Below are 24,018 nucleotides of genomic sequence, written 5' to 3'. Positions count from 1 at the left end.
ATGTTTCTTAACTGAGGGGTATCGCCCCATGGCTGCATCTTCAGATAGCAAATCACGCGGCTACTTCGACAGTTTCGGCAAAAGCGCCGAAGCCGAGTTCATGCCGGAAACCGCCGGCGCTGCATTGCAGGATTCGCCGCGCTGGTCGCGGATCACCGTGTGGCTGGCGGCAGCGCTGCTGATCAGTGCGCTGGTCTGGGCCAAGTTCGCCGTGCTTGAAGAAGTGACCATGGGCGAAGGCAAGGCGATTCCGTCAAGCAAGGTCCAGGTGATCCAGAACCTGGAGGGCGGGATCGTCACCGAGATTTTTGTTCGTGAAGGACAAATGGTGAACAAGGGCGACAAGCTGCTGCGCCTGGATGACACACGCTTCCTGTCGAACAAGGGTGAGAGTGAGGCCGATCGTTACGCCCTGACCGCGCAAGTCGAACGCCTTTCCGCCGAAGCCGAGGGCCGTCCGTTCAAACTGTCTGACGAGGTGATCGCCAAAGCGCCACAGGTCGCCGAAGACGAGCGCGCGCTGTACGACCAGCGCCAACGGCGTCTGGCCAGCGAACAACGCACCCTCACCGAACAGCTGCGGCAGAAGACTCAGGAGCTGGCGGAGTTCCGCTCCAAGCAAGGCCAGTACAGTTCCAGCCTGGCGCTGCTGCAGCAAGAGATGAACATGTCCGCGCCACTGGTCGGCACGGGTGCGGTGTCGCCGGTGGAGATCCTGCGACTGAAACGTAGCGCTGTGGAAATTCGCGGTTCACTGAACGCGACGACCCTGGCCATCCCACGGGCGGAATCGGCAATCAACGAGATCAAGAGCAAGATCGACGAATCGGAACAGACCTTCCGTTCCGACGCCGCCAAGGACCTCAACCAGAAACGCACCGACCTGTCGAAAATCACCGCGTCGAGCATCGCCATCGACGACCGGGTCAGCCGTACCACCGTGACTTCGCCGGTGCACGGAGTGATCAAGCAACTCAAGGTCAACACCATCGGCGGCGTGGTGCAGCCGGGCAGCGACATGGTGGAAATCGTGCCGCTGGAAGACAACCTGCTGATCGAAGCCAAGGTGCGTCCGCAAGACGTCGCGTTCCTCCATCCGGGCCAGAAAGCCATGGTCAAGTTCAGTGCCTATGACTACACGATCTACGGCGGGCTGAGCGCGAAACTGGAGCTGATCGGCGCCGACACCATCACCGATGACAAGGGCAACAGCTTCTACCTGATTCAGGTGCGCACCGATAAAAACCACTTGGGCGGGGACGTGAAACCGCTGCTGATCATCCCGGGGATGGTGGCGACGGTGGACATTATTACCGGGGAGAAAAGTGTGCTGGATTACCTGCTTAAACCGGTGCTGAAGGCACGGACTGAGGCGATGCGTGAGCGGTAGGCATTGTTGAGATTTGCGGTGATTGATCCGACGCCTTCGCGAGCAAGCCCGCTCCCACAAGTGATCGCATTCCTGCTGGAAGAACCCTAATGTGGGCACTGTTGAGATTGGCGCTGATTGATCCGGCGCCTTCGCGAGCAAGCCCGCTCCCACATTTGGAATGCATTCCCCTGTGGGAGCGGGCTTGCTCGCGAAGAGGCCCGCACCAACACCCATTATTTTGAATGATTACGCTGAAAAACCTCCTCCCCCATCGCCGCAATCTGCCCCTCGATCAACGCCTCGAACGGTTTGAGCAACGGCGCAAACGTGGTCGGCGCTTCCAGAGTTTCCAGCGCCTGCACAATCGCCTCGATGGTCGACAACGCCCCCGGCCCCGGTGCCTTGCGCAACCGGTAGCGCGACACCCCGCCCTGCGCCAGCGTCACCCGCGGCAGCGCTGCCAGCAGCGGGTTGAGATGAAGCATCTTGCGCGCCTTGCGCCAGGTGCCATCCGGCACCACCAGCAACAACGGTTCAGCGGATTCACGGTAGGCCTGCAGCGGCTGCGCATCGTCAGCGGGAAACAGCAACCGCGCCTGATACCCCGGCCGATTGAGCAGCGTCGGCAGATCCTCGAACACTTCACCGACAATCAACTCGGCATTGGTCAAACCCAGCGCTGCCAGTCGCGCGGTGTTGAGCGCGTGATTGACCTCGCTCGGATGCTGCAACAGCAACACCCGGGTGCGGCTGTCGAGGTTCGGGATCAGCGGGCACAGGCAATGGGTTTGGGGGCGCAGGCAGCGCGGGCATTGCGGTCTGGACATAGTCTTTACGCCTGATTCAACTGCGCTTTGAGCAGATCACGGAAAGTCTGGATCAGCGGCTCGCGGCTGCGGCCACGACGCATGATCATCGAGAATGGCGCCTGATAACCGAAGGTCGCCGGCAGCAACACGCGCAGGTCGCCCTTGTCGGCCCAGGCCTGAGCGTAGTGCTCCGGCAGGTAACCGATGTAGGCGCCGGAGAGCACCAGAATCAGTTGCGCCTCCATACTTTCCACAGTCGCCGCGCTGTGTTTGAAACCGTGCCGTGCCAGCTCGGCCTGGCTCCAGTAACCACGGCCGACCATGCGTTGCTGAGTGATGACCTGCTCGGGGATCCGCCGCTCGTTGAACAGCGGATGCCGGCTGCTGCAATACAGCCAGTGCTGCTCGCGGTACAGCGGCATGTACACCAGACCGCTCATGCGCGTGGAAAACGCACCGATGGCCAGATCGAGTCGATTGTCCTGCACGCCGAGTTGCAGTTCGTAGGGGCTCATCACCGACAGATGCAAATGCACCGCCGGGTGTTCCTGACTGTAGGCGCCAATGGCCTCGGCGAACGGCAAGGCCTTGTCGCTGACGGTGGAGTCGATCACCCCGAGGTTGAGCGTGCCGCGCAGTTCGCCCTTGAGCGCCGCGGCGTATTGCTCGAAACCTTCGAGTTCGGCGAGCAGGCGCAGGGTTTCCTGATGGAACAGCTCGCCCTTGCTGGTCAGGCTGAATCCACCGCGTCCGCGATGGCACAGCACCAGACCGAGCGCGGCTTCAAGCTGGCTCATGTAAGTGCTGATCGCCGAGGTCGACAGGTTGAGCTCCTGCTGCGCATTGGCAAAGCCCTGATGCCGGACCACGCTGACGAAGATGCGCAATAGTTTCAGGTCGGGTAAAGCGTTGGCCATGTCTACTCCGGGCTTTGGAACTGCGTTGTCTGTTGCACCCCTCACCCCAGCCCTCTCCCCGAGGGAGAGGGAGCTGATCTCCAGGGCTTTCAAATCCTGAGTTCGACTCGATTTTTCAGGTCGATGCAGATTCCGCTGACAACTCTGTCGGCCCCCTCTCCCTCCGGGAGAGGGTTGGGGTGAGGGCAGCAATGTTCAGCCAGGCATGAATCCCGAAACCGCAGAGTCTAATCCGCCCGCCCTCATTAGTTTAGAAAAATCTGAACTAAGTTTTTGCCCGTAGCGATTCTTCCCCGCCACTACATTTCGCAGAATCGGCCCCACAGCGGCGTCCGAACCTGTGCTCAACGGTGCGCCGACATAAATAAAACAAAGACGATGAGGCCCTACCCGTGGACAAGATTCTTCACCAACCACTGGGCGGCAACGAAATGCCGCGCTTCGGCGGCATCGCCACCATGCTCCGACTCCCCCATGTACCGACCGCTGCCGGCCTGGACGCTGCCTTCGTTGGCGTGCCACTGGACATCGGTACTTCGCTGCGCCCCGGCACCCGCTTCGGGCCGCGCGACATCCGCACCGAATCGGTGATGATCCGTCCGTACAACATGGCCACCGGCGCTGCGCCGTTCGACTCGCTGTCGGTTGCCGACATCGGTGACGTGGCGATCAACACCTTCAACCTGCTCGACGCCGTGCGCATCATCGAAGAAGCCTACGACAACATCCTTGAGCACAACGTGATCCCGATGACCCTGGGTGGTGACCACACCATCACCCTGCCGATCCTGCGGGCGATCCATAAGAAGCACGGCAAGGTCGGTCTGGTGCACATCGATGCCCACGCTGACGTCAACGATCACATGTTCGGCGAGAAGATTGCCCACGGCACGACCTTCCGTCGCGCCGTCGAAGAAGGTCTGCTGGACTGCGACCGCGTGGTGCAGATTGGTTTGCGCGCACAGGGCTACACCGCTGACGACTTCAACTGGAGCCGCGATCAGGGCTTCCGCGTCGTACAAGCCGAAGAATGCTGGCACAAGTCGCTGGCGCCGCTGATGGCCGAAGTGCGCGAGAAAGTCGGCGGCGGCCCGGTGTACCTGAGCTTCGACATCGACGGTATCGACCCGGCCTGGGCACCAGGCACCGGCACCCCGGAAATCGGTGGTCTGACGACCATTCAGGCGATTGAAATCGTACGCGGCTGCCAGGGCCTCGACCTGATCGGCTGCGATCTGGTAGAAGTCTCGCCGGCTTACGACACCACCGGCAACACCTCGCTGCTGGCCGCCAACCTGCTGTACGAAATGCTCTGCGTACTGCCTGGCGTGGTTCACCGCTGAGGGTTCGGCCATGAACGAACGTGAGCAGGTATTGCAAGCGGCTGCCGATCTGGTGTCCGCCTTCGCTCGTAACGATCGCGAGGCTTATTTCGGCGCGTTCAGCGCCGACGCAAGCTTCGTGTTTTACACCCTCGAACAGCCGCTGCTGTCGCGCGATGCCTACCAGGCTTTGTGGGACAGCTGGCGCGCCGAGGATGGCTTTGAAGTGCTGTCGTGCACTTCGAGCAACGCCTTCGTCAGCCTGCAAGGTGACGTGGCGGTGTTTATCCATGACGTGGCCACCGAGCTGCGCATGCAAGGGGAGCAACATTTCAGCCAGGAGCGCGAGACGATTGTTTTCAAGAAACAAGCGTCGAGCCTAGAACAACAAGGCCATTGGCTGGCCTGCCACGAACATTTGTCCGCAATGCCGGAAGGGCTGCCATCCCCTTAGCCAAACAGGTGACGCCTCACACACGATGAGGCGCGCCTTTATGATCGGAGCAGATCATGAATAACAACAACAACGACCAAAGCCTTACGCAAATTGAAACCCACGGGGTCGAACAGATCCCGGACCACGAACGTACCGCAGGCCCGACGGATTTGTTCCGGATGATCTTCGGTGGTTCCAATACCTTTGCCACCGCCGTGCTCGGCAGTTTCCCGGTGCTGTTCGGTCTGTCGTTTCAGGCCGGTGTCTGGGCGATTGTGTCGGGCGTGCTGCTCGGCTCGCTGATCCTCGCCCCGATGGGCCTGTTCGGCCCGCTCAACGGCACCAACAATGCCGTGTCCTCGGGTGCTCACTTCGGCGTGCACGGGCGGATCGTCGGTTCGTTCCTGTCGCTGTTGACCGCCATCGCATTCTTCTCGCTCTCGGTGTGGAGTTCGGGCGATGCGTTGATCGGGGGTGCGAAACGCCTGATCGGTCTGCCGGAAACCGACCTGACCCTGGGCCTGGCCTACGGCCTGTTCGCGATTCTGGTGCTGACCGTGTGCATCTACGGCTTCCGCTTTCTGCTGTGGGTGAACAAGATCGCGGTGTGGAGCGCCAGCCTGTTGTTCCTGCTGGGCATCTTCGCCTTCGCCGGTCCTTTCGACGTCAACTACGCCGGCACGGTGAACCTCGGTCAACCGGGCTTCTGGGCGGCGTTCATCGGCGCGGCGCTGGTCGCGATGAGCAACCCGATCTCGTTCGGTGCGTTCCTCGGCGACTGGTCGCGCTACATTCCGCGTGACACCTCCAAGCAGCGGATCATGGCCGCTGTGGTGCTGTCGCAGATCGCCACGTTCATCCCGTTCCTGTTCGGCCTGAGCACCGCGACCATCGTCGCGATCAAGGCGCCGGACTACATCGCGGCGAACAACTATGTCGGCGGCCTGCTGGCGGTATCGCCGAGCTGGTTCTTCCTGCCGGTGTGCCTGATTGCGGTGATCGGCGGCATGTCCACCGGCACCACCTCGCTGTATGGCACCGGGCTGGACATGTCCAGCGTGTTCCCACGGGTGCTGTCGCGGGTCAAGGCAACGTTGCTGATCGGCGTGCTATCGATTGCCTTCATCTTCATCGGGCGCTTTGCGGCGAACCTGGTGCAGAGCGTGTCGACCTTCGCCGTGCTGATCATCACCTGCACCACCCCGTGGATGGTGATCATGATCATCGGCCTGCTGGTGCGCCGCGGCTTCTACTGCCCGGATGACCTGCAGGTGTTCACTCGCGGCGAGCAAGGCGGACGCTACTGGTTCAACCACGGCTGGAACTGGCGTGGCCTGGGCGCATGGATCCCGAGCGCGGCGGTCGGCCTGTGCTTCGTCAACCTGCCGGGGCAGTTCGTCGGCCCGCTGGGTGAGTTGGCCGGCGGCATCGACATCAGCCTGCCGGTGACTCTGGGCCTGGCCTCGGTGGTGTACCTGACGCTGCTGAGCCTGTTCCCGGAACCGCGGGAGGTGTTCGGGCCCAAGGATGCACGCCGCAAAGCCGCAGAAACACCTGAACTGCGCCAGGCCGCCTGACGCAAATCCCCTGTGGGAGCGGGCTTGCTCGCGAAGACGGCGGCACATCCAACATTGATGTGACTGACCCAAAGCATTCGCGAGCAAGCCCGCTCCCACAAGGGCAAATCGAATTCAGCCTCACCATAAAAAAGACAATCGGAGACACGCCATCATGGCTTTGGATTTATTCGTCGTCCTCATCTACGCCGCCGGCATGCTGTTGCTCGGCTACTACGGCATGCGCAAGGCCAAGACCAACGAGGACTTTCTGGTCGCCGGGCGTAACCTGGGCCCAAGCCTGTACATGGGCACCATGGCCGCGACCGTACTGGGTGGCGCGTCCACCGTCGGCACCGTACGCCTGGGTTACGTGCATGGCATCTCCGGTTTCTGGCTGTGTGCGGCGCTGGGTTGCGGCATCGTCGCGCTGAACCTGTTTCTCGCCAAACCGCTGCTGAAACTGAAGATCTACACCGTTACCCAGGTGCTGGAAAAACGCTATAACCCGATGGCCCGCTCGGCGAGCGCGGCGATCATGCTGGCCTACGCGCTGATGATCGGCGTGACCTCGATCCTGGCGATCGGCACCGTGCTGCAAGTGCTGTTCGGCCTGCCATTCTGGATCTCGGTGCTGCTCGGCGGTGGCGTGGTGGTGATCTACTCGGCGATCGGCGGCATGTGGTCGCTGACCCTGACCGACATCGTCCAGTTCATCATCAAGACCGTGGGCCTGATGTTCATCCTGTTGCCGATCTGCCTGTACCGCGTCGGCGGCTGGGACGAACTGGTGCTGAAGCTGCCGGCAGCGGCGTTCAACTTCACCACCATCGGTTGGGACACGATCATCACCTACTTCATGATCTACTTCTTCGGCATCCTCATCGGTCAGGACATCTGGCAACGGGTGTTCACCGTCAAGACCGCCAAAGTCGCCCAGTACGCCGGCAGCATCGCCGGTATCTACTGCATCCTCTACGGTCTGGCCTGCGCGCTGATCGGCATGGCCGCGCACGTACTGATCCCGGATCTGGACAACGTCAACAACGCCTTCGCCGCCATCGTCAAACTGTCGCTGCCGGACGGCATCCGTGGTCTGGTGATCGCTGCGGCTCTGGCGGCGATGATGTCCACCGCCAGCGCCGGCCTGCTGGCTGCTGCCACCACGCTGACTGAAGACCTGCTGCCGAAACTGCGCGGCGGCAAACAGTCGAGCCTGGCGATCAACCGCCTGTTCACCCTGCTCACCGGTGTCGTGGTGCTGGGTATCGCGTTGGTGGTGAATGACGTGATCAGCGCCCTGACCCTGGCCTACAACCTGCTGGTGGGCGGCATGCTGATTCCGCTGATCGGTGCGATCTTCTGGAAACGTGCGACCACCGCCGGCGCTATCGCCAGCATGGGCCTGGGCTTTGCTACCGCGCTGCTGTTCATGTTCAAGGATGGTCTGGATGCCAACACGCCGATCTACTACAGCCTGGCTGTGGGGCTGGTGAGTTTTGTGGTGGTCAGCCTGGTCTCCCCTCGCCCGGCGACGGTGGCGAGTGCGATCTAAGCTCTGATGTAACGACTTGATGCTTTCTTCGACGGGTGTGGCGTCGGTTGCCACACCCGTTTTTTTACGTCTGGAGAAAATGGCTTATGAAGATCGTTTCGCGCGATCAGTGGTTCGAAGTTCAGCACTTGAGCGACGGCATCCGGTTGATCCATGAGCCGTATATCCGCCCGTTCTACCGCTGCAATTTGTGGCACGTGCAGGGGCGCGACAAAGACTTGTTGCTCGACAGCGGCTCGGGGCTGGTCAGCCTGCGCGAGCAGTTACCGTGGATTACCGAGCGGCCATTGGTGGCGGTGGCCAGTCATTGCCACTTCGACCACATTGCCGGGCATCACGAATTCGCCGAGCGCCTGGTGCATCCTGCCGAGGCCGACATCCTCGCCGCGCCGGACGGCGAGAATGACCTGAGCCGGGCCTTCGTCGGCGACGACATGTTCGAGGCGCACCCGGATTGCCCGCTTTGCTACGCCGAATACCGGGTGAAGGCCGCGCCGGCCACCGGTTTTGTCGAGGATGGCGATGTGCTGGATCTGGGCAACCGCACCCTGCAAGTGCTGCACACGCCGGGGCATTCGCCGGGTGGCATCAGCCTGTATGAGGCGGCCACCGAAACGTTATTCAGCGGCGACATCATCTACGACGGGCCGCTGATCGAAGACGCTTACCACTCCAATCTGCAGGATTACGCGGCCAGTCTGCGGCGTTTGCAGGCGCTGCCGATCCGCACCGTGCATGGCGGACATTTCGGCAGTTTTTCCGGCGGGCATTTGCGTTCGATGATTGACGAATGGTTGCGTCGACACGCTTGAGGCCTGCTGTAATCAGTCAAAACAACAACGAAATCATCTGCCATGAGAAGAGCTGCCGTGCGTGCTGCCGTGCACCGATACATTCGGCGCCTGCTGGAATCCCGCGAATTCAACGACGACACCAGTCTGGTGCAGTTAGGGCTGGAGAAGGCAGATATCGAAGATCTGATATTTCATCTGGAAGATGAGTTCGGACTGACGGCGTTCACGGCCGAAGAGGATCACATACTCAAGACCGCGAAGACCGCGAATGACCTGAGTCGATTTCTGCTGGAGATCGGGCGACACGGAGAAGGGTTATAAATACAGCACTCGTGTTGCTGGAGCGCCCTGTGGCGAGGGGATTTAGCGAAACGTCGCACCGCCCCGATGGGTTGCGCAGCAGCCCTGAAGCCAGTAATCGTAATCTCGCGGGTTAAACCAAATTGAATAGTTTTTTTGGACTGCTTCGCAGCCCATCGGGGCGGTGCGACGTTTCGCTAAATCCCCTCGCTACAAAAGCAAAAGATCGCAGCCTTCGGCAGCTCCCACACTTTTCTCTGTAGGAGCTGCCGAAGGCTGCGATCTTTTGATCTTTAATCAGGCACTACCGCCGGCGAGGCTGACGCCGGCGCTGTTCGTCATCGGTGCGGATCGGAACAGGTTGCAGAGGCGGTTCGATCAAGCCGAGGGCAACACCCAAATCGTGCAGCCAGTTCTGAATTTTCTCTTTCATCGTCATGCCCCCTTCAGGGTAGTGCTGAGCGGCCGGAATTCTGAGGCCGCTTCGCACTGATAATAGTCCGAAGTCCTACGCAATGCTCGGCCAAATCCGCAATGATCTGTTACTGAATTGAACAGAATTACGGTTGGTTGGTTCACGCCGTCTGCCGGGTTTCACTCGATGCCACGGAATAGAGCGCTTGCTGCTGTTCAATCCAGGCATTGAGGTTGGCCCCGACCATGCCCTTGCGCCACATGAGCCATGTTGTCGCACTGGCAAACGGTTCGGCCAACGGGTGCACTGCAACGCTCTCGCGCCCCGGCAGACTGGCGAGCATCGACTCCGACATCAATGCCACACCGCTGCCGGCAATCACGCAGGCGAGCATGCCCTGATACGACTCGATCTCCATCGCCCGGCCCATCGCCGCCTGATAGTGAACGAACCACGCCTCCAGCCGCGCGCGGTAGGCGCAACCATGACGAAAGGTGAATACCGCCCTGCCCTCGACCTCCTTGGCGCTGCGGATCGGCGGGTGGTCGGCTTCGCTGATCAGCACCAGACGCTCGTCGCACAGCGGCACGCCGTCGATCCCGGCGAGTTGCGGCGGGCCGTCCACCAGCGCCGCATCGAGGCGCCCGGAGACCAGGCCTTCGAGCAATTCGCCGCTGGGTCCGGACTGCACTTGCAGATTCACCGCCGGGTATTGCTTGTGATAGCGCGCCAGCAACGCCGGCAAATGGATCGCCGCGGTGCTGTACAGCGTGCCGAGGACAAAATCCCCGGCCGGCTGCCCGCCCATCACCGCCGCACTGGCCTGATCGCGCAGGGCGAACAGCTTGCCGGTGTAGTCCAGCAGGACTTTTCCCGCAGGTGATAACTGCAAACGCTGACGCTCACGAACGAAAAGTTCGACGCCCAATTGCTCTTCCAGCTGTTTGAGCCGGGTCGACAGGTTGGACGGCACTCGGTGCAGGCGTTCTGCTGCGCGGGTGATCGAACCTTCCTCGGCGACTGCCTGAAAGATCCGCAATTGGCTGAACTCCACGACCATTCTCCATAACAGAACAAGTTACTCACTATTATTCAATTTTAAAGAAAGTCAATCGCTTCTAGCCTGACGGTCATTGCTCCTTCAAAGGAATCCTGACCATGTCGCCACTGATTCGCTTATCCGCCTGTTTCGTCGCCCTGATGATGGCCATGGGCATCGGGCGCTTCGCCCTCACCCCGCAACTGCCGCACCTGCTCAGCGAAGGTCAGGTCGACCTGACGGCCGCCGGTCTGATTGCTGCGGCCAACTACCTCGGTTACCTGCTGGGCGCGGTGGACGCGATGTTCGCTCACGGTCCGCAGCAAGTGCAGCGCCGGTTGCATGGCGGTTTGTGGCTGTGTGTGCTGCTGACCCTGGCATCGTTCTGGGCCAACGGCTTCTGGGCGCATTTGCTGCTGCGCTTCGGCACCGGGGTGGCGAGTGCCTGGGTGCTGGTGATGATTACGGCGCTGAGTCAACCACTGGCAGCGGCGGCAGGCCGGCCACGGCTGGGGGCACTGGTATTCGCCGGTCCCGGACTGGGAATTTTTCTGACCGGGTTGCTGGCACTGTTCTCACATCTGCTGAACCAGACATCTGCCACCTTGTGGCTGATCTATGCCGCCGTGGCGCTGGTGATGTTGCTGGGGATCGTGCGGATCCTGCCGCAACCGGGCGTGCACACGCCGGTCGCCACCCTCAACGTCAACCATTCGAATCGCGGCATCCCGCGACTGGCGGCGGTGTATGCGTTATATGGCGTGGGTTACATCATCCCGGCCACGTTTCTCTCGCAAATGGCCAACGCGCAATTTCACGGGCAATGGCAGGCCGACCTGTTCTGGCCGTGCTTCGGTCTTGGTGCGGCGATTGGCGTGCTGTTGGTGAGCCTGCGTCGCCATGATCCGAACACCACACGGCACTGGCTGACCGCCACCCTGTGGTTGCAGGCGCTCGGGGTCTTCGCCTGTCTGTTGGGCAGTGGTTATGGCTTGGCGCTGGGGGTGGTGTTGTGCGGCATGCCGTTCCTGGCCTGCATGCAACTGGTGATGCAACGTTCGCGAGAACTGGCGCCGCACACAACTCAGCGCAACGCCGGACTGCTGACCGCATGCTTCGCCGTCGGCCAGCTCAGCGGCCCGTTACTGGCGGCGCTGAGCAGCCATTTCAGCGGTGGTCTGCAACCGGCGCTGATCATTGCCGGCAGCGGTCTGCTGATTGCCGGCGGGCTTGCGCTGCAATCGGTCAGCGCTGGCCGAGGGCTTTGCGCAAACGCCGACGCACCCACTGTTCAGCGCTGACAAAGGTGATGCCAAGCAACACCAGCACCGCGCCGATGACGAAGTTCACGCTCAACTCTTCACCAAGCAGCACCACGCCGAACGTGACGCCGAACAACGGCGTCATGAACGAAAACACCGCAAGGTTAGCCGCCAGATATCGGCGCAGCAGCCAGAACCAGGTCAGGTAACTGAAGAACGACACCACCAGGCCCTGGAACAGCACGCTGGCCACCGCCACGCTGGTCAGGCTGACGTGAGTGATCTGGCCGCTGAACAGCGCGATCAACAGCAGGCCGACGAAGCCGACGATCAATTGATAAAACAAGGTCAAGGTCACCGGCGCTTCCGATAGCCGCGAAGCGCGCACCACCACAGTGGTCGCGCCCCAGCAGGCACCGGCAATGACCCCGAACGCATCGCCCAGCAGCATGCGCCGGTCGAGGTTATCCCACGACACGCCGCCGGCGAAGGCAATGGCGATACCGACGAACGCGAGCAGAATCCCCAGCCATTGCAAAGGTCGCAGGCGTTCACTCGCCAGCAGGAAATGCACGCCGAGTGCGGTGAAAATCGGTGCGGTGTAGAGGAACACCGACATGTGCGCGGCGGTGGTCAGTTGCAGACCTTCGGCGATGAAGAAGAACTCCAGACCGAACAGCGCACCGGCCAGCAGCCCTCCACGCCAGGTGTTGCCGACCTGATCCCAGCCGCCCTTCCAGCACAGCAGCAACCCCACCAGCAACGCGGAAATCCCCGAACGCCCGGCCGCCTGCATCACCGGCGCGATGTCGGGCGCGGCCCACTTGATCATCACTTGCTGCACGCCCCAGATCAGGCAGAGGCCGATCATCACCTGCAAGGCAAACCCATCGGCATTGCGCCGCTCGACACTCACCGCAACACCTCAAACACACACAACATGGCAGCCGTCCACTGGTCAAAAATCTGTGTCGGGGATTATCAATCACTCGGGCAAAAAAAGCCGTCTGAAAAAGACTTTGTCTGCGTCAGTAACGTCAGCGGTGAATGGTTGTCGGCTGCGCCGCCATTCGCGAGCAAGCTCGCTCCCACAGTTGACCGCATTCCCCCTGTGGGAGCGGGCTTGCTCGCGAAGGCGTCGCCCCAGACAACAAAGATTACGGGGCTGACTTCACAAATCGCTTTGCCACCAAAAAGCCGACCGTACACGCCACAGCAGTGGCAAACGTCCCCCACGCCCAATCCAGCAAACTCACCTGCACCGACCACCCGCGCAATGTCGCCCAATTGGTCAGGTCATACGTGCCATACGCCACCAGCCCCAGCAGCGCGCCCATCTTTGCCGCACGTTGCCAGCTCTGTGCCGGCAAGACCACAAACAGCACGCAGCCAAAAACATACAGACAATAAAAAACCGCTGCCGGAACCAGCAGCGGTTTTTCGAGCATCAGCGAACCGAGCAGTTCGCGGTAGGTTGGCGCCATCAGCACGCCGAGCCAGATACCGTCGAGCAACAGAAACGCCAGCAGAGTGGCGATATAAGCAAGCAACGGCTTTTTCATTTACCCGACCTCAAGTGACCCCATGCAACATGGGCCCCGGAAGGCTCAGGTTAGTTCAATGCGATCGGCATGAATGACGATCTTGCCTTCCTTGTACAGCGAACCGATGGCCTTCTTGAAGTTGCCCTTGCTGACACCGAACAGACTGCTGATCAACGCCGGATCGCTCTTGTCGCTGACGGCCAGCGTGCCATTGTTTTCGCGCAACTTGGCGAGGATCTTCGAGCTCAGGCTGCTGGCCGCTTCCTGACCCACCGGTTGCAGGCTGAGGCTGATCTTGCCGTCGGCGCGCACTTCCTTGATGAAACCCTTCTCGCGCATGCCGGAACGCATGAACTTGAAGATCTCATTCTTGTGGATCAAGCCCCAGTGCTTGTTGTTGATGATCGCCTTGAAGCCCATGTCGGTGGCTTCGGCCACCAGCAGATCAACTTCCTGACCGGCGCTGTAGTTGGCCGGGGTCTTGTCGAGATAGCGATCCAGACGTGCGGTGGCGGTGATGCGGCGGGTGTGTTTGTCGAGATAGACGTGCACCACGCAATATTCACCAGCGGTCATCTGCCGCTTCTCTTCGGAATACGGCAGCAACAGATCCTTCGGCAAGCCCCAGTCGAGGAACACACCGATGCTGTTGATTTCAACAACTTTCAGACTGGCAAACTCGCCGACCTGAACTTTTGGTTTTTCAGTGGTAGCGATAAGTTTGTCATCGCTGTCCAGATAAATAAAAACGTTGAGCCAGTCTTCATCTTCGCTGGGAATATCTTTAGGGATATAACGGTTGGGCAAAAGAATTTCGCCGTCGGCACCGCCGTCCAGATATAAACCGAAGTTAGTGTGTTTAACCACTTGCAAACTGTTGTAACGCCCGACTAAAGCCATTTTCCAAAACCCTCATTGCGTGGGCGGCATTCTACCCGGTTTTGCCGGTCTCGTTCGCTGGGCAAGCAGCCTGCCGCAGAAAATCTGCGGAAGCCTTGATTTTCCTTGGTTTGCGCAGGCGGCTTGCCATTCGTCAGGCCAGCGCGAAGCCTGCTGTGCCGTTTCACGGCGGACATTTGCGCCAATGAAGAATAAATGTTGTTATTTAAAACAGTGGCTTAGGGGAATATTCCGATTGTTTAATCGAGAATAATCCACCCACGCGCTCAGTTATTCCCGGGGATATTTATCAAGCAATTGTCAAGTTATTCCTGTACGATGCCTGGCCGAGTTACTTTTCTACAGGTTAATGGCCGCCATGCGTGTAAAAGCATCCACCAGCAAAGCAAAGCCAGCTCCAGCCGTTGAAACCAGCGAATCGATCAACGATCAGATCGCAGCGTTCCTCAAGTCCGGCGGCGAAATCCAGCAAATTGCCAAAGGCGTCAGCGGCCAGACGTTCGGTCCGTCCAAGCAGATCAGCCTGGGCAAGAAGTAACACCCGGTAATACACCCGTCCTGAGACGCTTTGAGCTTCGAAGCGTCTGGACTGGCACCCGCTTTACACCCTCCTTCTGTTTAATCAAATCCTTCGAAAATCGACGAACGGCCATCATTGCCGAGCATTCGCCGGTATCCTTGCACGCGTCTGGATCAAGCGTTTCAGCAGGCCAAGCCCTGCCCTCGCTGTTCATGGAGTGACGCATGCTCAAATCAACTTTCTGTTTATTGTTTGTGGGCCTTATGGCCTGCTCATCGGCGCACGCGCAGATTTTCCAGCGCGAGCTCGGCGACTTCGACCTCAAACTCGGCACCACGCCCAGCCGCAGCATGGCCCAAGGGCTGGTCAAACCGGCGGCAGTCGGCTCGTTCCACGGTGGCCTCGATCTGAGCCACGACAGCGGCCTGTATGTCGGCCAGTATGCACCGAGCATGGGCCTGACCCCGGGCAAGGACCTCGAAATCGACTCCTACATCGGCTTTAAACAACCTTTCGATCAGACCCTCGGCTACGAAGTCGGGATGATCCATTACAGCTATCCCAAAGTAGACACCCTCGACAGCCAGGAGCTGTTCGGCGGCCTGACCCTGCTCGGCAGCCGCTTCGGTGTGGCCGTCAGCAACGACCCGGACAAACAGAACAACACGCTGTTCGCCGACCTCGGCGGCAATCAGCCGTTCGGCATCGGGATCAGCATGAAATACACCACCCACCAACTGAACACGCCGGTGTCGGTGGACGGTGGTTATGTCAGCAGTTTTACCGACTGGTCGGTGAAATTTTCCCGGCCGTTCATGGGCGTCGATCTCGATCTGATCTACAGCAATTCCAACCTCAGCGGCAGCGAATGCTCGGCGTACTCGGGACACAACAGTCAGTGTGACGGCCTGGTGACGCTCAAGGCCGAACGCGCGTTCTATTGATCGGCTGAACTGCCGGGAGCTTCCTGCGTTCACATGAGAATCAGACGTCAGGCTCTCGCAAGGATTCGCTCATGTCTCGCTGGTTCAAACACCTCGCCACCCTGCTGATCTTCACCCTCGCCCTCGGCGCCTGCAGCCGCGTCGGCCTGGCCTACCGCAATCTCGACGTGATCATTCCATGGACGCTTGGCGACTATCTGGACATGACCAGCGAGCAAAAAGACTGGTTCAACGATCGCCTCAAGGAGCACCTGAACTGGCACTGCACCACGCAATTGCCGGGCTACCTCGACTGGCTGGATCGCTTGCAGGCAATGGTCGAAAGCAATCAGGTGACCGACGCTGCGCTGCAAGCACGAACCGAGGAAGCGAAAAAAGCCATTGCCGAAACTGCACGGCAGATCACACCGTCGGCCATCGAGCTGCTGCAAGGGCTGGACGACAAGCAAGTCGCCGAGATGAACGATGCGTTTGCCAAGGATCTGCGCAAACGGGAAAAGGAATACGTCAAACCGCCACTGGCGCAGCAGATCGCCGAGCGCGGCGCGCGCATGGACAAGCGCCTGACCGATTGGCTTGGCCCGTTGAGCGCCACTCAGGAACAACGGGTGATGGCCTGGTCGACCGCGCTGGGCGATCAGAACACTCAATGGATCGCCAACCGCGCACATTGGCAGCAACAGTTCAGTAACGCCGTTGCCCAGCGTAAAAGTGCCGAATTCCCACAACGAATCGAGACACTTCTGGTCAACCGCGAGCGTTTATGGACAGCGGATTACCAGAAGGCCTACGCCAACACCGAAGCGCAAGCGCGCTCGCTGGCGGTGGATTTGATGGCCGAAAGTACGCCGCAGCAGCGTCAGCGGTTGCTGAAGAAAATCGAAGGGGTGCATAAAGACTTCAATGACCTGAAGTGCCTGAAAGCTGCACAGAAACCTTAGTAGGATGCCAATCCAATGTGGGAGCGGGCTTGCTAGCGAATGCAGTGGGTCATTCACCATCTATGTGCCTGATACAGCGCATTCGCGAGCAAGCCCGCTCCCATAAAAGGCTATCAGGCAATCTGCGCTTTGGAAGCCACCTCATCAAACGTCGCCTCATCTAGCGCATCTTCCTGCTCGTCCAGCACCTGCCGCGGATGATCATTTCCGGGAATGCTGCTGTCGATCAGGCTCAGCAGACTTGATCCGCGTGGCGTCAGAATGAAATTGCTGCCGGTACTGCCCATATGATCCGGGCGCGGTTCGATAAATCCACGATCAAGCAACAAGCCTTCATATTCGCAGGCCACCGTTTTCAGGTGATCCAGATTCTCGATTGGCTCGCCTGCACTGGCTTTCTGCGCCGCATAGTCCTCGGCATATTTTCGCGGCGCGAAACTTTCGCCTGCGCTGTTCTGCACTTCATGCAGCAGGCGTTCAATCAAATCCCAGTTATAAGTCGTCATCCTGATTCAACCTCCGGTGCGCGTGATTTGGGGCGCTGTCATAGGTTGTGACCCGGACGCATCGCAGCCGTTCAGCTGCATTTTCCGCGGCGACCGACCGGCGGTCTGTCGAATTGATCGAGGGTTAAACGACTAGTCTGACAAAGACGGTTTCAACCCCCGCAGGAGAAATCATCATGAACGTCGAGAATCATCCGGTGGTATCGCGCGAAGAATGGCTCGCTGCGCGCAAACAACATCTGGCCGACGAAAAGGCCTTCACCAAGGAACGCGACCGCCTCAGCGCCCAGCGCCGCGCGTTGCCCTGGGTCAAAGTCGACAAGGACTATCAATTTCAAGGCCCAAACGGCGAACTGAAACTGGCCGACCTGTTCGGCAAGCACAGCCAGTTGATCGTTTACCATTTCATGTTCGCCAAGGACTGGGAGGAAGGCTGTCAGGGCTGCTCGTTCCTGTCCGACCACATCGACGGCGCCAATTTGCACCTGGCCCACCACGACATCGCCATGGTCGCGGTCTCCCACGCCCCGTTTGAACAGTTCCAGGCCTTCAAGCGGCGTATGGGCTGGAAATTCGACTGGGTGTCGTCAGACGGTTCCGATTTCAACTACGACTTTGGCGTGTGTGCCCGCGCTGAAGATGTCGCTGCAGGAAAGGCTACGTACAACTACGAAAAGACTGACAGTGCCGAGGAAGAAATGCCGGGGCTGAGTGTGTTTTATCGTGATGCAAAGGGCGACATTTTCCACACCTACTCAACCTATGCCCGTGGGCTGGACATGTTGGTGGGCGCCTACAACTACCTCGACCTCACGCCCAAGGGCAGGAATGAGCACGAAATCATGGAGTGGGTGCGGCATCATGATCGGTATGAAAATGAAAAAGCCTCGAGTTGCTGCCATAAATGACATGGTGTCAATTCTGGAAACGGACGGCCAGCGCCGCCCGCTTTTCAGATAGCAAGATGACATTTTACAAAGACTTCGCGGATCAATAGTTGAATTTTGTCTTCACTTGCTCGCCGTCACGATAAGACATCACAAATGATTTCCATGGCTCGCCACGTTTCACGGCATTAGCCTTTAAATCTTTTGCCAAAAAATATATATCGGAGACATCGAAATCGATTTCAGCGTCGGTTACCTCAACACCGTCTTTCTCTACCGTCAGTTCGGCCTCCATAAACCCTTCACCTATCTCGATCTCGTAACGGAAGGCATCGTAGCCGTGAACAATACCCCCCTCGACCATCTGAAAAATTTTTTTGACGATTTCTAGATCATCTGTGATCACTCAATTATCTCCGGTATTTTTCGGGCTTCGTTCTCAAACACTACAGATTTCGTTTTACCGTCAATCGTGTAGAACACTTGCAACGAATCAGGCCGAGAAGATCCCGGCTCTTCGCGTTTGAATTTTATTCTCGTGAGGCCAACTGTTTTGGAAGGATCATCGAGTGCCTCCTTGATTCTATTTTCATAGAACACCTTGTAAGCCGAATTGTTGAAGTTTCTGTCTTGCGGAAATAGATTATAACCATCGCAAGTGCCGCCTTGGCTACACGCCTGGGCATGACCGCCAACATCAGTATCCCTGCCCTCTTTACCCGCTGCGGTTTGTCTCGAATCCCGAGGCACCTTCTCTTTGGTCGGGGTGAACGTCAACTCTTCTACCATACCCTTACTGTTGGTCGTGAAGGTATTGCCATTATCCAGCTCATACCGGGTATTGGGGCTTCTGGCAGCAGGGTTGTTAAGCAGTTCATATTCATGACTGCCTTTGACTGACTTGGCAGTCTCGACCTTCACCACGGCCTCGACATGAGGCTTCGCGGCATCGCCATGCCCAGAAGCTACAGGAGGCTTGGTCGTCGGCCCGTCTACCCATCCTTTGCCCGGCGTATCACCAAACTCTTTCGCCCAGTCGGGATGCTTCGTAAAACGGGGGACAGACTACGTTTTCGCAGTACTTTCTAAACGTGGTCTGTCCCCATTTACGTTGAATTTTGCGCCACCTCCGCGACGTGGGGAGGCCGGCCAGATGATTCTCAGATTTATTATAAATCCGTCCCCTTTTCAGTAGGCTTGTGGGGATCTCTCAGAATCCATCCTCTTTTCCTACCTTTTTCTGAAAAAATGTAATTCACACCTCTAAACAAATAAGATCAAGGGCAACCTTCAACTTCCTTCGCGCCCTTTTCGATAATTTCTTATCATTATAACTTTCAATCGACCGCACTTCGACCAAAGGGCCACCCGGCATTGTTTTGGCTGAACGCGGAACTTCAATAATTGCTACCCGACCGACATCAATAAGCACCCAATAAATATCCTCAGCCTGTTCGGGAACCCAGTCCAAGATGAACGCAACATTAACTTCTGGAAACTTCTCCTGCATTATCCTCAACAGTGCAGAGTTTTCCTCCCCGGAAAACAGTGCCTCCTTGGACCCTAGCAGCTCCCTTTTAATTTCCTCATCAAAAATCATTCAAGCACTCCCGGAAACGCTGTAACCAAGTTCCCAAATTTGTCGGTCATTACGGTCATTATAGATGTGCTTTTACCATCATTGAATTTATCTGTCCCAATCTCTCTACCAACATTGACTTCTCGTACATATCGGTCGCCCTGCTTACTTTCAACAATTCTCGTAATAGGCGTATTTATTACTGTTTTGCTCTGTAGAAGCGTACGAATCTCCTTTTCGCTGATAGAGAATTGGCTAGCATTCGACTTACCTGAAAGGTGGCGAGAAATCAAATGATCCATGCCGGAATTTTTCAGGTTGACGCGTGATTTCACTCGACCCGGAATGACAGGTAATGATGGCCCTTTATCGATTTCTACTCGCGGCTTACTGGGTCCTGGGCTGCCACTTACACCCAGAATTCTTCCACCAGTCTTGATGCCAAAGCCTGTGACCCCATCCAAAACAGCACCAAGGAGGAACTTGGTGGCCATCACATAGGGATCTCCCTTCAGCGCAGAGTCAGGATTCGTCTTATCACTCTGGTGAAGGTACTTCATGTATTCCAGTTCGCGACCGGTCACGGCGGCCGCCAACTTGATAGCCGCGGTCTCCATAGCCTCATCGTATTGCTCTTTGACCAAGCCTTTAAGCGCGCTCGCCGTAACACTCACGACTAGCTTGAACGGGCCCATCAAAGCCTGCATCGATAGTGAGATGGCCATAAGCTGTTCTGGGGGAATCTTGCCCGCTAGTGTCAACGCCGTTACAACCGGGGCAAGTAGTGCCTCACCCGCATTTCGAGGAAGGTTACTGATGCCCGTTTCACCGATTTCAAGAACCTCTCCCAGCCTCCAGTTATCCTGTTGATTTACCTTGCACGTTTTGTTTTCGATGCAGTCTTTCAACTTGCCATCGTAGGCTGCGGCTTGAGCCTCAAAATCGACTAGAGCCTGAACAATTTTAGGATCAAGGGTTTCCAGTAACTCTGGGTCAAGTCCGGCACGAACCAGGTTCTTGGTTATCGTGAGCGCGCGCTTCTCTCCAAACTTCTCAATGAAATTTTTCGAAACATCATCGGCATTTACGTGCTGTGCCTGAATATCATTCCAGACATTATCTATGGAGCCCAAAATCAGGGCTATCTGAGCTGCTTGATCCTTTTGATTCTTGGTAAAGTCAGTAACGCTCTTTTCCCACTTATCGAGCGTTGCAACAGGGTGTCTTACTGCATCAATTGAACTACTGCTGACATACAGATCCGTACGATGCTCTTCATCCTTGGTGACCTCGTAAGCCTTATTCACATCCCGATTCAGCCCGGCCGTGGAATCCTGTCCGGTGACCTTGTCGTTGCGTACGATGATCTGGCCCGCGCCGACGGTGGCATTGAGGGTTTGCTCACGATCTTTGTCGTATTTGTAGCCTTCCACCGCCCAGCTTTTCTTGGCGTCCCCCTCCATGCCCTTGTTGGGCTTATCGGCTTGGGCGTCACCGCCCGGGCTATAACTGCCGCTGACATTGAGGTAGTAACCGTGCTCGTTGTCCTTGCCGGTGATGTTGCGATAGCCGAGGGTTCCGGTGTCGAGCTTCAGGTTGCCGTTATCAGCCGTGATGACCGCACCGTCCAACTGGGTGTGGTCCTGTGTGCGGATGTCGACATTGCTCTTGCCATTGATGACCGTCTGGTTTTCGACCCAATTGGTTTTACCGGTGGTTTTGCCATAGCCAACGGAACCGCTCGCTCCATAGAAAGAGCCGGTAATACTCAAGTCGAGTTCTTTTCCGCTGACCTTGCCGGTGTTCGGGACCGACGTTACGGTGAGGTTTCGACCGACATCGCCGATGACTTCATCACCACGCAGCGTGGCGCCCGCAATGTTGGTGTCACCCTTGCTCTCGAAACTCAACTTGTTGCCGGCATACAGATAGGCTTCCTGCTGCTTGACACCCTCACGGTTGAGGTCACCGATCCCCACATTCGCCGAGCCATAGATGCCGAAACCTTGCTGGCCAAAGATGATGCCGCCCTCGGCCCCCCAGCTGCGTCGATCATTCGAGCTGCTGTAGGCATTCTGTGAAGACAGAATGTTCAGGTCGTTACCGGCCTTGAGCTTGATGTCACGCTCTGCGGTGACCTGGGTACCCACCAGTGTCAGATCGTTTTTTGCATCCAGATTGATGCTGCCGCCAGCATTCAACTGAGCGGTCGTCGAATTCCCCTGCGCGGACTCGCCTACGTTACCGGCGTTGCTGACCCCTACACCGAGTTTGAAGCCGCCGGTGGTGCCGCCTTTCACGCCACCTTTGCTTTGGGTCGAATGATCCTCGGTGTTCTCGGAACCGTGAGCCACATCGAACCGGATGTCTTTGCCCTTGACGTTGATGTCGCGACCGGCATTGAACTGGCTGCCACTCACATTGACGTTGTTCCCTGCATCAACGGTAATGTCGCCTCCCGCCGACAATGTCGACGGACGTTGAGTCACCGAAGTCTGCGTGCTGCTGGAACTGACGCTAGAAGCACCGGCATGTCCGTCAAACTTCGGCCCGCTGAAGAATTGATCCAGGGTGTCGACCGACTTCAGCACGCTGGAGCCCTTGCTGACCCCGTCCTCACCCTTGCCCGTGCCTTTGAGGCCGTCAATGGTATTGCCGATATTGTAGGCAACCGTCGTGGTCGTCCCGTTGCGTTTCACGCTGTCACGAATGGTGACTTCGCTGGCTTCTTCCTTGGCATCGATATTGATGTCGCGGTCGGCCTTGAGCCGGATGTTGTTTCCCGCCGTAAAATCGGAGCCTTGCTGGTTGATGTCACGACCGGCATTTACATTGAGGTTCATCCCGGCATCGATGGAGCTACCGGCAGCGGTGTAGCCACTGCTGTCGACACCGTGTTTGATCGTCTCGTTACCGACAAACGTAGTGAATCCATTGTTGTCGATGGTCTGTTTGATGCCGTAGCTCTTATCGGTTTTCCACTCATTGCTGCGTTGTTTATCGATCGACGCGACAACGTTGACATCGCGTCCGGCGTCAAGCGAAGCGTTGTTATCGGCACTGATGCCGCTGCCGATGATGTTGATGTCACGGGCTGCGTCGAGAATTGCATCGTGACCGGCATTGACCTGACTACCGACACTGTTGGAGCTGATGACCTCGCGCCCGTTTTTGTGCGATGCATTGAGGGTGATGTCAGCTCCTGCACCCGGCGTACCCGCGAATAGACCGATGGTGTCCTTGAGCGACAGGCCCAGTTTTTTCTTGTACTCCTCGGCTCGGCTGTAGGCCTGATCGTCGGCTGACGACAGGGTGATGTCGCCTTCCTTGTCCACCAGCCCCGCGTGCAGCTCGGCATCGTTATCGGCATTGATCTGGCTGGCGTTCAGACGCACGTCGCGTCCAGCCAGCACCACGGCGTCGTGGCCAGCATTGAGTTCGCTGCCAATCTGGGTGACGGTGGTCTGCAGCTGGCTCTTTCCGCTGCTGGACATGCCGAACAGACCGGTCTTGGTTTTCTTACTGTAGTTGCCCGCCTCTTCAGTGGCAGAAAGCACGGACACGTCTTTAGTCGCCCCCACTACCAGATCATTGCCAGCTTTCAATTGGCTGCCAATGATGGTTACGTTGCGTCCACCATCGAGAGTGACAGCGCCATCGTTGTCCTTCGAGGTGTTGACGGTCAGGTCGTGGCCCGCCTCGATCACCGAAGCGACGTTCTCGCTTTCATAGCTTTGGCGCTCGGTCGTCTTGCTGCGCCCGAACGAGCCGTTTTTCTTCTTGTAGTAATAGGACGAACTCTCGTCCTTTGCGGAGGCAACAGTAATGTCCTGCACCGCATCGAGGCTGACATCTTCCGTAGCCTTGATCCGACTGGCGATGATGCCCAGATCGTTACCCGCGTTCAGCGCGATATCGCGTCCGGCGTTCAGTAAGGATGCTTGTTGAGTGATGCTGTGGGTTTCGTTCGCGCGCTTCTTGCTGCGCGATACGTAGTCACTCTCGTCGGCGGCCGAAGTGATGACAATGTCATGGCCTGCGGTTGCAGCGAGATCCCGCTTGGCATCCAGCCGACTGGCCACAACCGCCACATCCCGATCGGCACTGATCGACAGATCGCGCCCTGATGTCACTTCAGCCCCATGCTGGGTAATTGTCTGATCGAGGTAGCTGCCGCCCCGCGCATTGGTGCTGCGATCCTGCACTGAAGTGATGTTCACATCGCGATCGGCATCGAGAGTCATGTCCCCACCGCTTTTCAGCACGCCGCCGATGTTGTTGATGTCTTTGCCGGACTTGACCGTAAGATCATTGGCCGCTTCGATTCGCGCGGCGTTGTCCAGGTAGTCGCGGTGGAACACGTTGCCACCGCGATTGACATCGACACTGGTCACGTCACGCTGGTTGATCACGCTGCCGT

Annotated in this window: 24 protein-coding genes; 12 read left to right on the top strand and 12 right to left on the bottom strand. The window is 58.1% G+C overall.

Features of this window, described 5'->3' with window-relative positions:
- The first annotated feature begins 28 nt into the window (after positions 1-28).
- On the top strand, positions 29-1,390 hold the full coding sequence (locus tag J1G18_RS26685) for an HlyD family type I secretion periplasmic adaptor subunit (protein WP_223009337.1): 1,362 nt from the start codon (positions 29-31) through the stop codon (positions 1,388-1,390).
- A gap of 215 nt (positions 1,391-1,605) precedes the next feature.
- Here the strand turns inward: J1G18_RS26685 and J1G18_RS26680 are convergent, their stop codons facing one another.
- Both J1G18_RS26680 and J1G18_RS26675 read right to left on the bottom strand, forming a co-directional pair.
- On the bottom strand, positions 1,606-2,199 hold the full coding sequence (locus J1G18_RS26680; protein WP_223009335.1) for a tRNA-uridine aminocarboxypropyltransferase: 594 nt from the start codon (positions 2,197-2,199) through the stop codon (positions 1,606-1,608).
- Positions 2,200-2,204: 5 nt separating this feature from the next.
- On the bottom strand, positions 2,205-3,098 hold the full coding sequence (locus J1G18_RS26675) for a LysR family transcriptional regulator (RefSeq protein ID WP_007956593.1): 894 nt from the start codon (positions 3,096-3,098) through the stop codon (positions 2,205-2,207).
- Between the two features lie 392 nt (positions 3,099-3,490).
- Here J1G18_RS26675 and speB point away from each other — a divergent pair, with 392 nt between their 5' ends.
- From speB to J1G18_RS26645, 6 genes are all read left to right on the top strand, one after another.
- Positions 3,491-4,441: an agmatinase gene (gene speB, locus J1G18_RS26670; RefSeq protein WP_003222717.1), complete on the top strand. Its 951-nt coding sequence runs from the start codon at positions 3,491-3,493 to the stop codon at positions 4,439-4,441.
- A 10-nt stretch (positions 4,442-4,451) separates the two neighbouring features.
- Positions 4,452-4,874 carry a YybH family protein gene (locus J1G18_RS26665; protein WP_097090488.1) on the top strand — a complete coding sequence of 141 codons (423 nt, stop codon included), beginning with the start codon at positions 4,452-4,454 and terminating at the stop codon, positions 4,872-4,874.
- A 56-nt stretch (positions 4,875-4,930) separates the two neighbouring features.
- Positions 4,931-6,433: a purine-cytosine permease family protein gene (locus J1G18_RS26660; RefSeq protein WP_139056006.1), complete on the top strand. Its 1,503-nt coding sequence runs from the start codon at positions 4,931-4,933 to the stop codon at positions 6,431-6,433.
- 154 nt (positions 6,434-6,587) lie between these two features.
- The gene (locus J1G18_RS26655) at positions 6,588-7,967 is read left to right on the top strand and encodes a sodium:solute symporter (protein WP_047598203.1); all 1,380 of its coding nucleotides are present in this window, start codon (positions 6,588-6,590) and stop codon (positions 7,965-7,967) included.
- Positions 7,968-8,053: 86 nt separating this feature from the next.
- Entirely contained in the window at positions 8,054-8,779 is a 726-nt protein-coding gene (locus tag J1G18_RS26650; RefSeq protein ID WP_098967752.1) for an MBL fold metallo-hydrolase, read from the top strand.
- Positions 8,780-8,821: 42 nt separating this feature from the next.
- On the top strand, positions 8,822-9,082 hold the full coding sequence (locus J1G18_RS26645) for a phosphopantetheine-containing protein (RefSeq protein WP_098967751.1): 261 nt from the start codon (positions 8,822-8,824) through the stop codon (positions 9,080-9,082).
- Positions 9,083-9,365: 283 nt separating this feature from the next.
- Here the strand turns inward: J1G18_RS26645 and J1G18_RS28170 are convergent, their stop codons facing one another.
- Complete coding sequence (locus J1G18_RS28170; RefSeq protein WP_003184145.1) at positions 9,366-9,494, bottom strand: PA1414 family protein; 129 nt, start codon at positions 9,492-9,494, stop codon at positions 9,366-9,368.
- Positions 9,495-9,636: 142 nt separating this feature from the next.
- Positions 9,637-10,530 (bottom strand): putrescine utilization regulator PtrR, encoded by an 894-nt coding sequence (gene ptrR / locus J1G18_RS26640; RefSeq protein WP_098967749.1) that lies wholly within the window; start codon positions 10,528-10,530, stop codon positions 9,637-9,639.
- Positions 10,531-10,634: 104 nt separating this feature from the next.
- Here ptrR and J1G18_RS26635 point away from each other — a divergent pair, with 104 nt between their 5' ends.
- Entirely contained in the window at positions 10,635-11,816 is a 1,182-nt protein-coding gene (locus J1G18_RS26635; RefSeq protein ID WP_223009333.1) for an MFS transporter, read from the top strand.
- On the opposite strand, the gene J1G18_RS26630 is transcribed toward J1G18_RS26635, so the two are convergent.
- The 3 genes from J1G18_RS26630 to J1G18_RS26620 all read right to left on the bottom strand — a co-directional run bounded on the left by J1G18_RS26630 (position 11,761) and on the right by J1G18_RS26620 (position 14,221).
- Entirely contained in the window at positions 11,761-12,693 is a 933-nt protein-coding gene (locus J1G18_RS26630) for a DMT family transporter (protein ID WP_223009331.1), read from the bottom strand. The two genes, J1G18_RS26635 and J1G18_RS26630, sit on opposite strands and share 56 nt — an antisense overlap.
- Positions 12,694-12,934: 241 nt before the next feature.
- A complete protein-coding gene (locus tag J1G18_RS26625; protein WP_098967744.1) occupies positions 12,935-13,339 on the bottom strand; it encodes a DUF2177 family protein in 405 nt (134 codons plus the stop codon).
- Between the two features lie 45 nt (positions 13,340-13,384).
- Positions 13,385-14,221 (bottom strand): S1 RNA-binding domain-containing protein, encoded by an 837-nt coding sequence (locus tag J1G18_RS26620; protein WP_027614566.1) that lies wholly within the window; start codon positions 14,219-14,221, stop codon positions 13,385-13,387.
- Between the two features lie 349 nt (positions 14,222-14,570).
- Between J1G18_RS26620 and J1G18_RS26615 the strand changes: the two genes are divergently transcribed.
- The 3 genes from J1G18_RS26615 (at position 14,571) to J1G18_RS26605 (ending at position 16,626) form a co-directional block, all read left to right on the top strand.
- Positions 14,571-14,759 carry a hypothetical protein gene (locus J1G18_RS26615; protein ID WP_016985943.1) on the top strand — a complete coding sequence of 63 codons (189 nt, stop codon included), beginning with the start codon at positions 14,571-14,573 and terminating at the stop codon, positions 14,757-14,759.
- A gap of 206 nt (positions 14,760-14,965) precedes the next feature.
- A complete protein-coding gene (locus J1G18_RS26610; protein WP_223009328.1) occupies positions 14,966-15,685 on the top strand; it encodes a TorF family putative porin in 720 nt (239 codons plus the stop codon).
- Positions 15,686-15,756: 71 nt separating this feature from the next.
- The gene (locus J1G18_RS26605) at positions 15,757-16,626 is read left to right on the top strand and encodes a DUF6279 family lipoprotein (RefSeq protein ID WP_223009324.1); all 870 of its coding nucleotides are present in this window, start codon (positions 15,757-15,759) and stop codon (positions 16,624-16,626) included.
- Positions 16,627-16,739: 113 nt separating this feature from the next.
- Here J1G18_RS26605 and J1G18_RS26600 read toward each other — a convergent pair whose 3' ends face one another.
- A complete protein-coding gene (locus tag J1G18_RS26600; RefSeq protein WP_096797478.1) occupies positions 16,740-17,132 on the bottom strand; it encodes a transcriptional regulator in 393 nt (130 codons plus the stop codon).
- Between the two features lie 176 nt (positions 17,133-17,308).
- Between J1G18_RS26600 and J1G18_RS26595 the strand changes: the two genes are divergently transcribed.
- Positions 17,309-18,040 (top strand): DUF899 domain-containing protein, encoded by a 732-nt coding sequence (locus tag J1G18_RS26595; RefSeq protein ID WP_223009322.1) that lies wholly within the window; start codon positions 17,309-17,311, stop codon positions 18,038-18,040.
- Between the two features lie 82 nt (positions 18,041-18,122).
- Here the strand turns inward: J1G18_RS26595 and J1G18_RS26590 are convergent, their stop codons facing one another.
- The 4 genes from J1G18_RS26590 to J1G18_RS26575 form a co-directional block, all read right to left on the bottom strand.
- Positions 18,123-18,425: a hypothetical protein gene (locus J1G18_RS26590; RefSeq protein WP_223009319.1), complete on the bottom strand. Its 303-nt coding sequence runs from the start codon at positions 18,423-18,425 to the stop codon at positions 18,123-18,125.
- On the bottom strand, positions 18,422-18,940 hold the full coding sequence (locus tag J1G18_RS26585; protein WP_223009316.1) for a DNA/RNA non-specific endonuclease: 519 nt from the start codon (positions 18,938-18,940) through the stop codon (positions 18,422-18,424). Before J1G18_RS26585 ends, J1G18_RS26590 begins: the two co-directional genes overlap by 4 nt.
- Positions 18,941-19,274: 334 nt before the next feature.
- A complete protein-coding gene (locus J1G18_RS26580) occupies positions 19,275-19,619 on the bottom strand; it encodes a hypothetical protein (protein WP_098967734.1) in 345 nt (114 codons plus the stop codon).
- Positions 19,616-23,992 carry a hemagglutinin repeat-containing protein gene (locus J1G18_RS26575; protein WP_316851801.1) on the bottom strand — a complete coding sequence of 1,459 codons (4,377 nt, stop codon included), beginning with the start codon at positions 23,990-23,992 and terminating at the stop codon, positions 19,616-19,618. Before J1G18_RS26575 ends, J1G18_RS26580 begins: the two co-directional genes overlap by 4 nt.
- Between the last annotated feature and the right edge of the window lie 26 nt (positions 23,993-24,018).

The organism is Pseudomonas sp. MIS38, assembly GCF_019891575.1.
In the GTDB taxonomy this organism is placed as follows: domain Bacteria; phylum Pseudomonadota; class Gammaproteobacteria; order Pseudomonadales; family Pseudomonadaceae; genus Aquipseudomonas; species Aquipseudomonas putida_A.
Note: the sequence above shows the minus strand (reverse complement) of the source record. Positions and strands in the feature narration are given on the sequence as shown.

Excerpts from the sequence above, each read along its gene's own strand:
- J1G18_RS26595 (WP_223009322.1), top strand. The coding sequence starts at position 17,309 with ATGAACGTCGAGAATCATCCGGTGGTATCGCGCGAAGAATGGCTCGCT.
- J1G18_RS26600 (WP_096797478.1), bottom strand. The coding sequence starts at position 17,132 with ATGACGACTTATAACTGGGATTTGATTGAACGCCTGCTGCATGAAGTG.
- J1G18_RS26620 (WP_027614566.1), bottom strand. The coding sequence starts at position 14,221 with ATGGCTTTAGTCGGGCGTTACAACAGTTTGCAAGTGGTTAAACACACT.
- J1G18_RS26660 (WP_139056006.1), top strand. The coding sequence starts at position 4,931 with ATGAATAACAACAACAACGACCAAAGCCTTACGCAAATTGAAACCCAC.
- J1G18_RS26655 (WP_047598203.1), top strand. The coding sequence starts at position 6,588 with ATGGCTTTGGATTTATTCGTCGTCCTCATCTACGCCGCCGGCATGCTG.
- J1G18_RS28170 (WP_003184145.1), bottom strand. The coding sequence starts at position 9,494 with ATGAAAGAGAAAATTCAGAACTGGCTGCACGATTTGGGTGTTGCCCTC.
- J1G18_RS26650 (WP_098967752.1), top strand. The coding sequence starts at position 8,054 with ATGAAGATCGTTTCGCGCGATCAGTGGTTCGAAGTTCAGCACTTGAGC.
- J1G18_RS26675 (WP_007956593.1), bottom strand. The coding sequence starts at position 3,098 with ATGGCCAACGCTTTACCCGACCTGAAACTATTGCGCATCTTCGTCAGC.
- J1G18_RS26665 (WP_097090488.1), top strand. The coding sequence starts at position 4,452 with ATGAACGAACGTGAGCAGGTATTGCAAGCGGCTGCCGATCTGGTGTCC.
- J1G18_RS26645 (WP_098967751.1), top strand. The coding sequence starts at position 8,822 with ATGAGAAGAGCTGCCGTGCGTGCTGCCGTGCACCGATACATTCGGCGC.
- J1G18_RS26625 (WP_098967744.1), bottom strand. The coding sequence starts at position 13,339 with ATGAAAAAGCCGTTGCTTGCTTATATCGCCACTCTGCTGGCGTTTCTG.
- J1G18_RS26605 (WP_223009324.1), top strand. The coding sequence starts at position 15,757 with ATGTCTCGCTGGTTCAAACACCTCGCCACCCTGCTGATCTTCACCCTC.
- J1G18_RS26610 (WP_223009328.1), top strand. The coding sequence starts at position 14,966 with ATGCTCAAATCAACTTTCTGTTTATTGTTTGTGGGCCTTATGGCCTGC.
- J1G18_RS26615 (WP_016985943.1), top strand. The coding sequence starts at position 14,571 with ATGGCCGCCATGCGTGTAAAAGCATCCACCAGCAAAGCAAAGCCAGCT.
- J1G18_RS26580 (WP_098967734.1), bottom strand. The coding sequence starts at position 19,619 with ATGATTTTTGATGAGGAAATTAAAAGGGAGCTGCTAGGGTCCAAGGAG.
- J1G18_RS26635 (WP_223009333.1), top strand. The coding sequence starts at position 10,635 with ATGTCGCCACTGATTCGCTTATCCGCCTGTTTCGTCGCCCTGATGATG.
- J1G18_RS26685 (WP_223009337.1), top strand. The coding sequence starts at position 29 with ATGGCTGCATCTTCAGATAGCAAATCACGCGGCTACTTCGACAGTTTC.
- J1G18_RS26680 (WP_223009335.1), bottom strand. The coding sequence starts at position 2,199 with ATGTCCAGACCGCAATGCCCGCGCTGCCTGCGCCCCCAAACCCATTGC.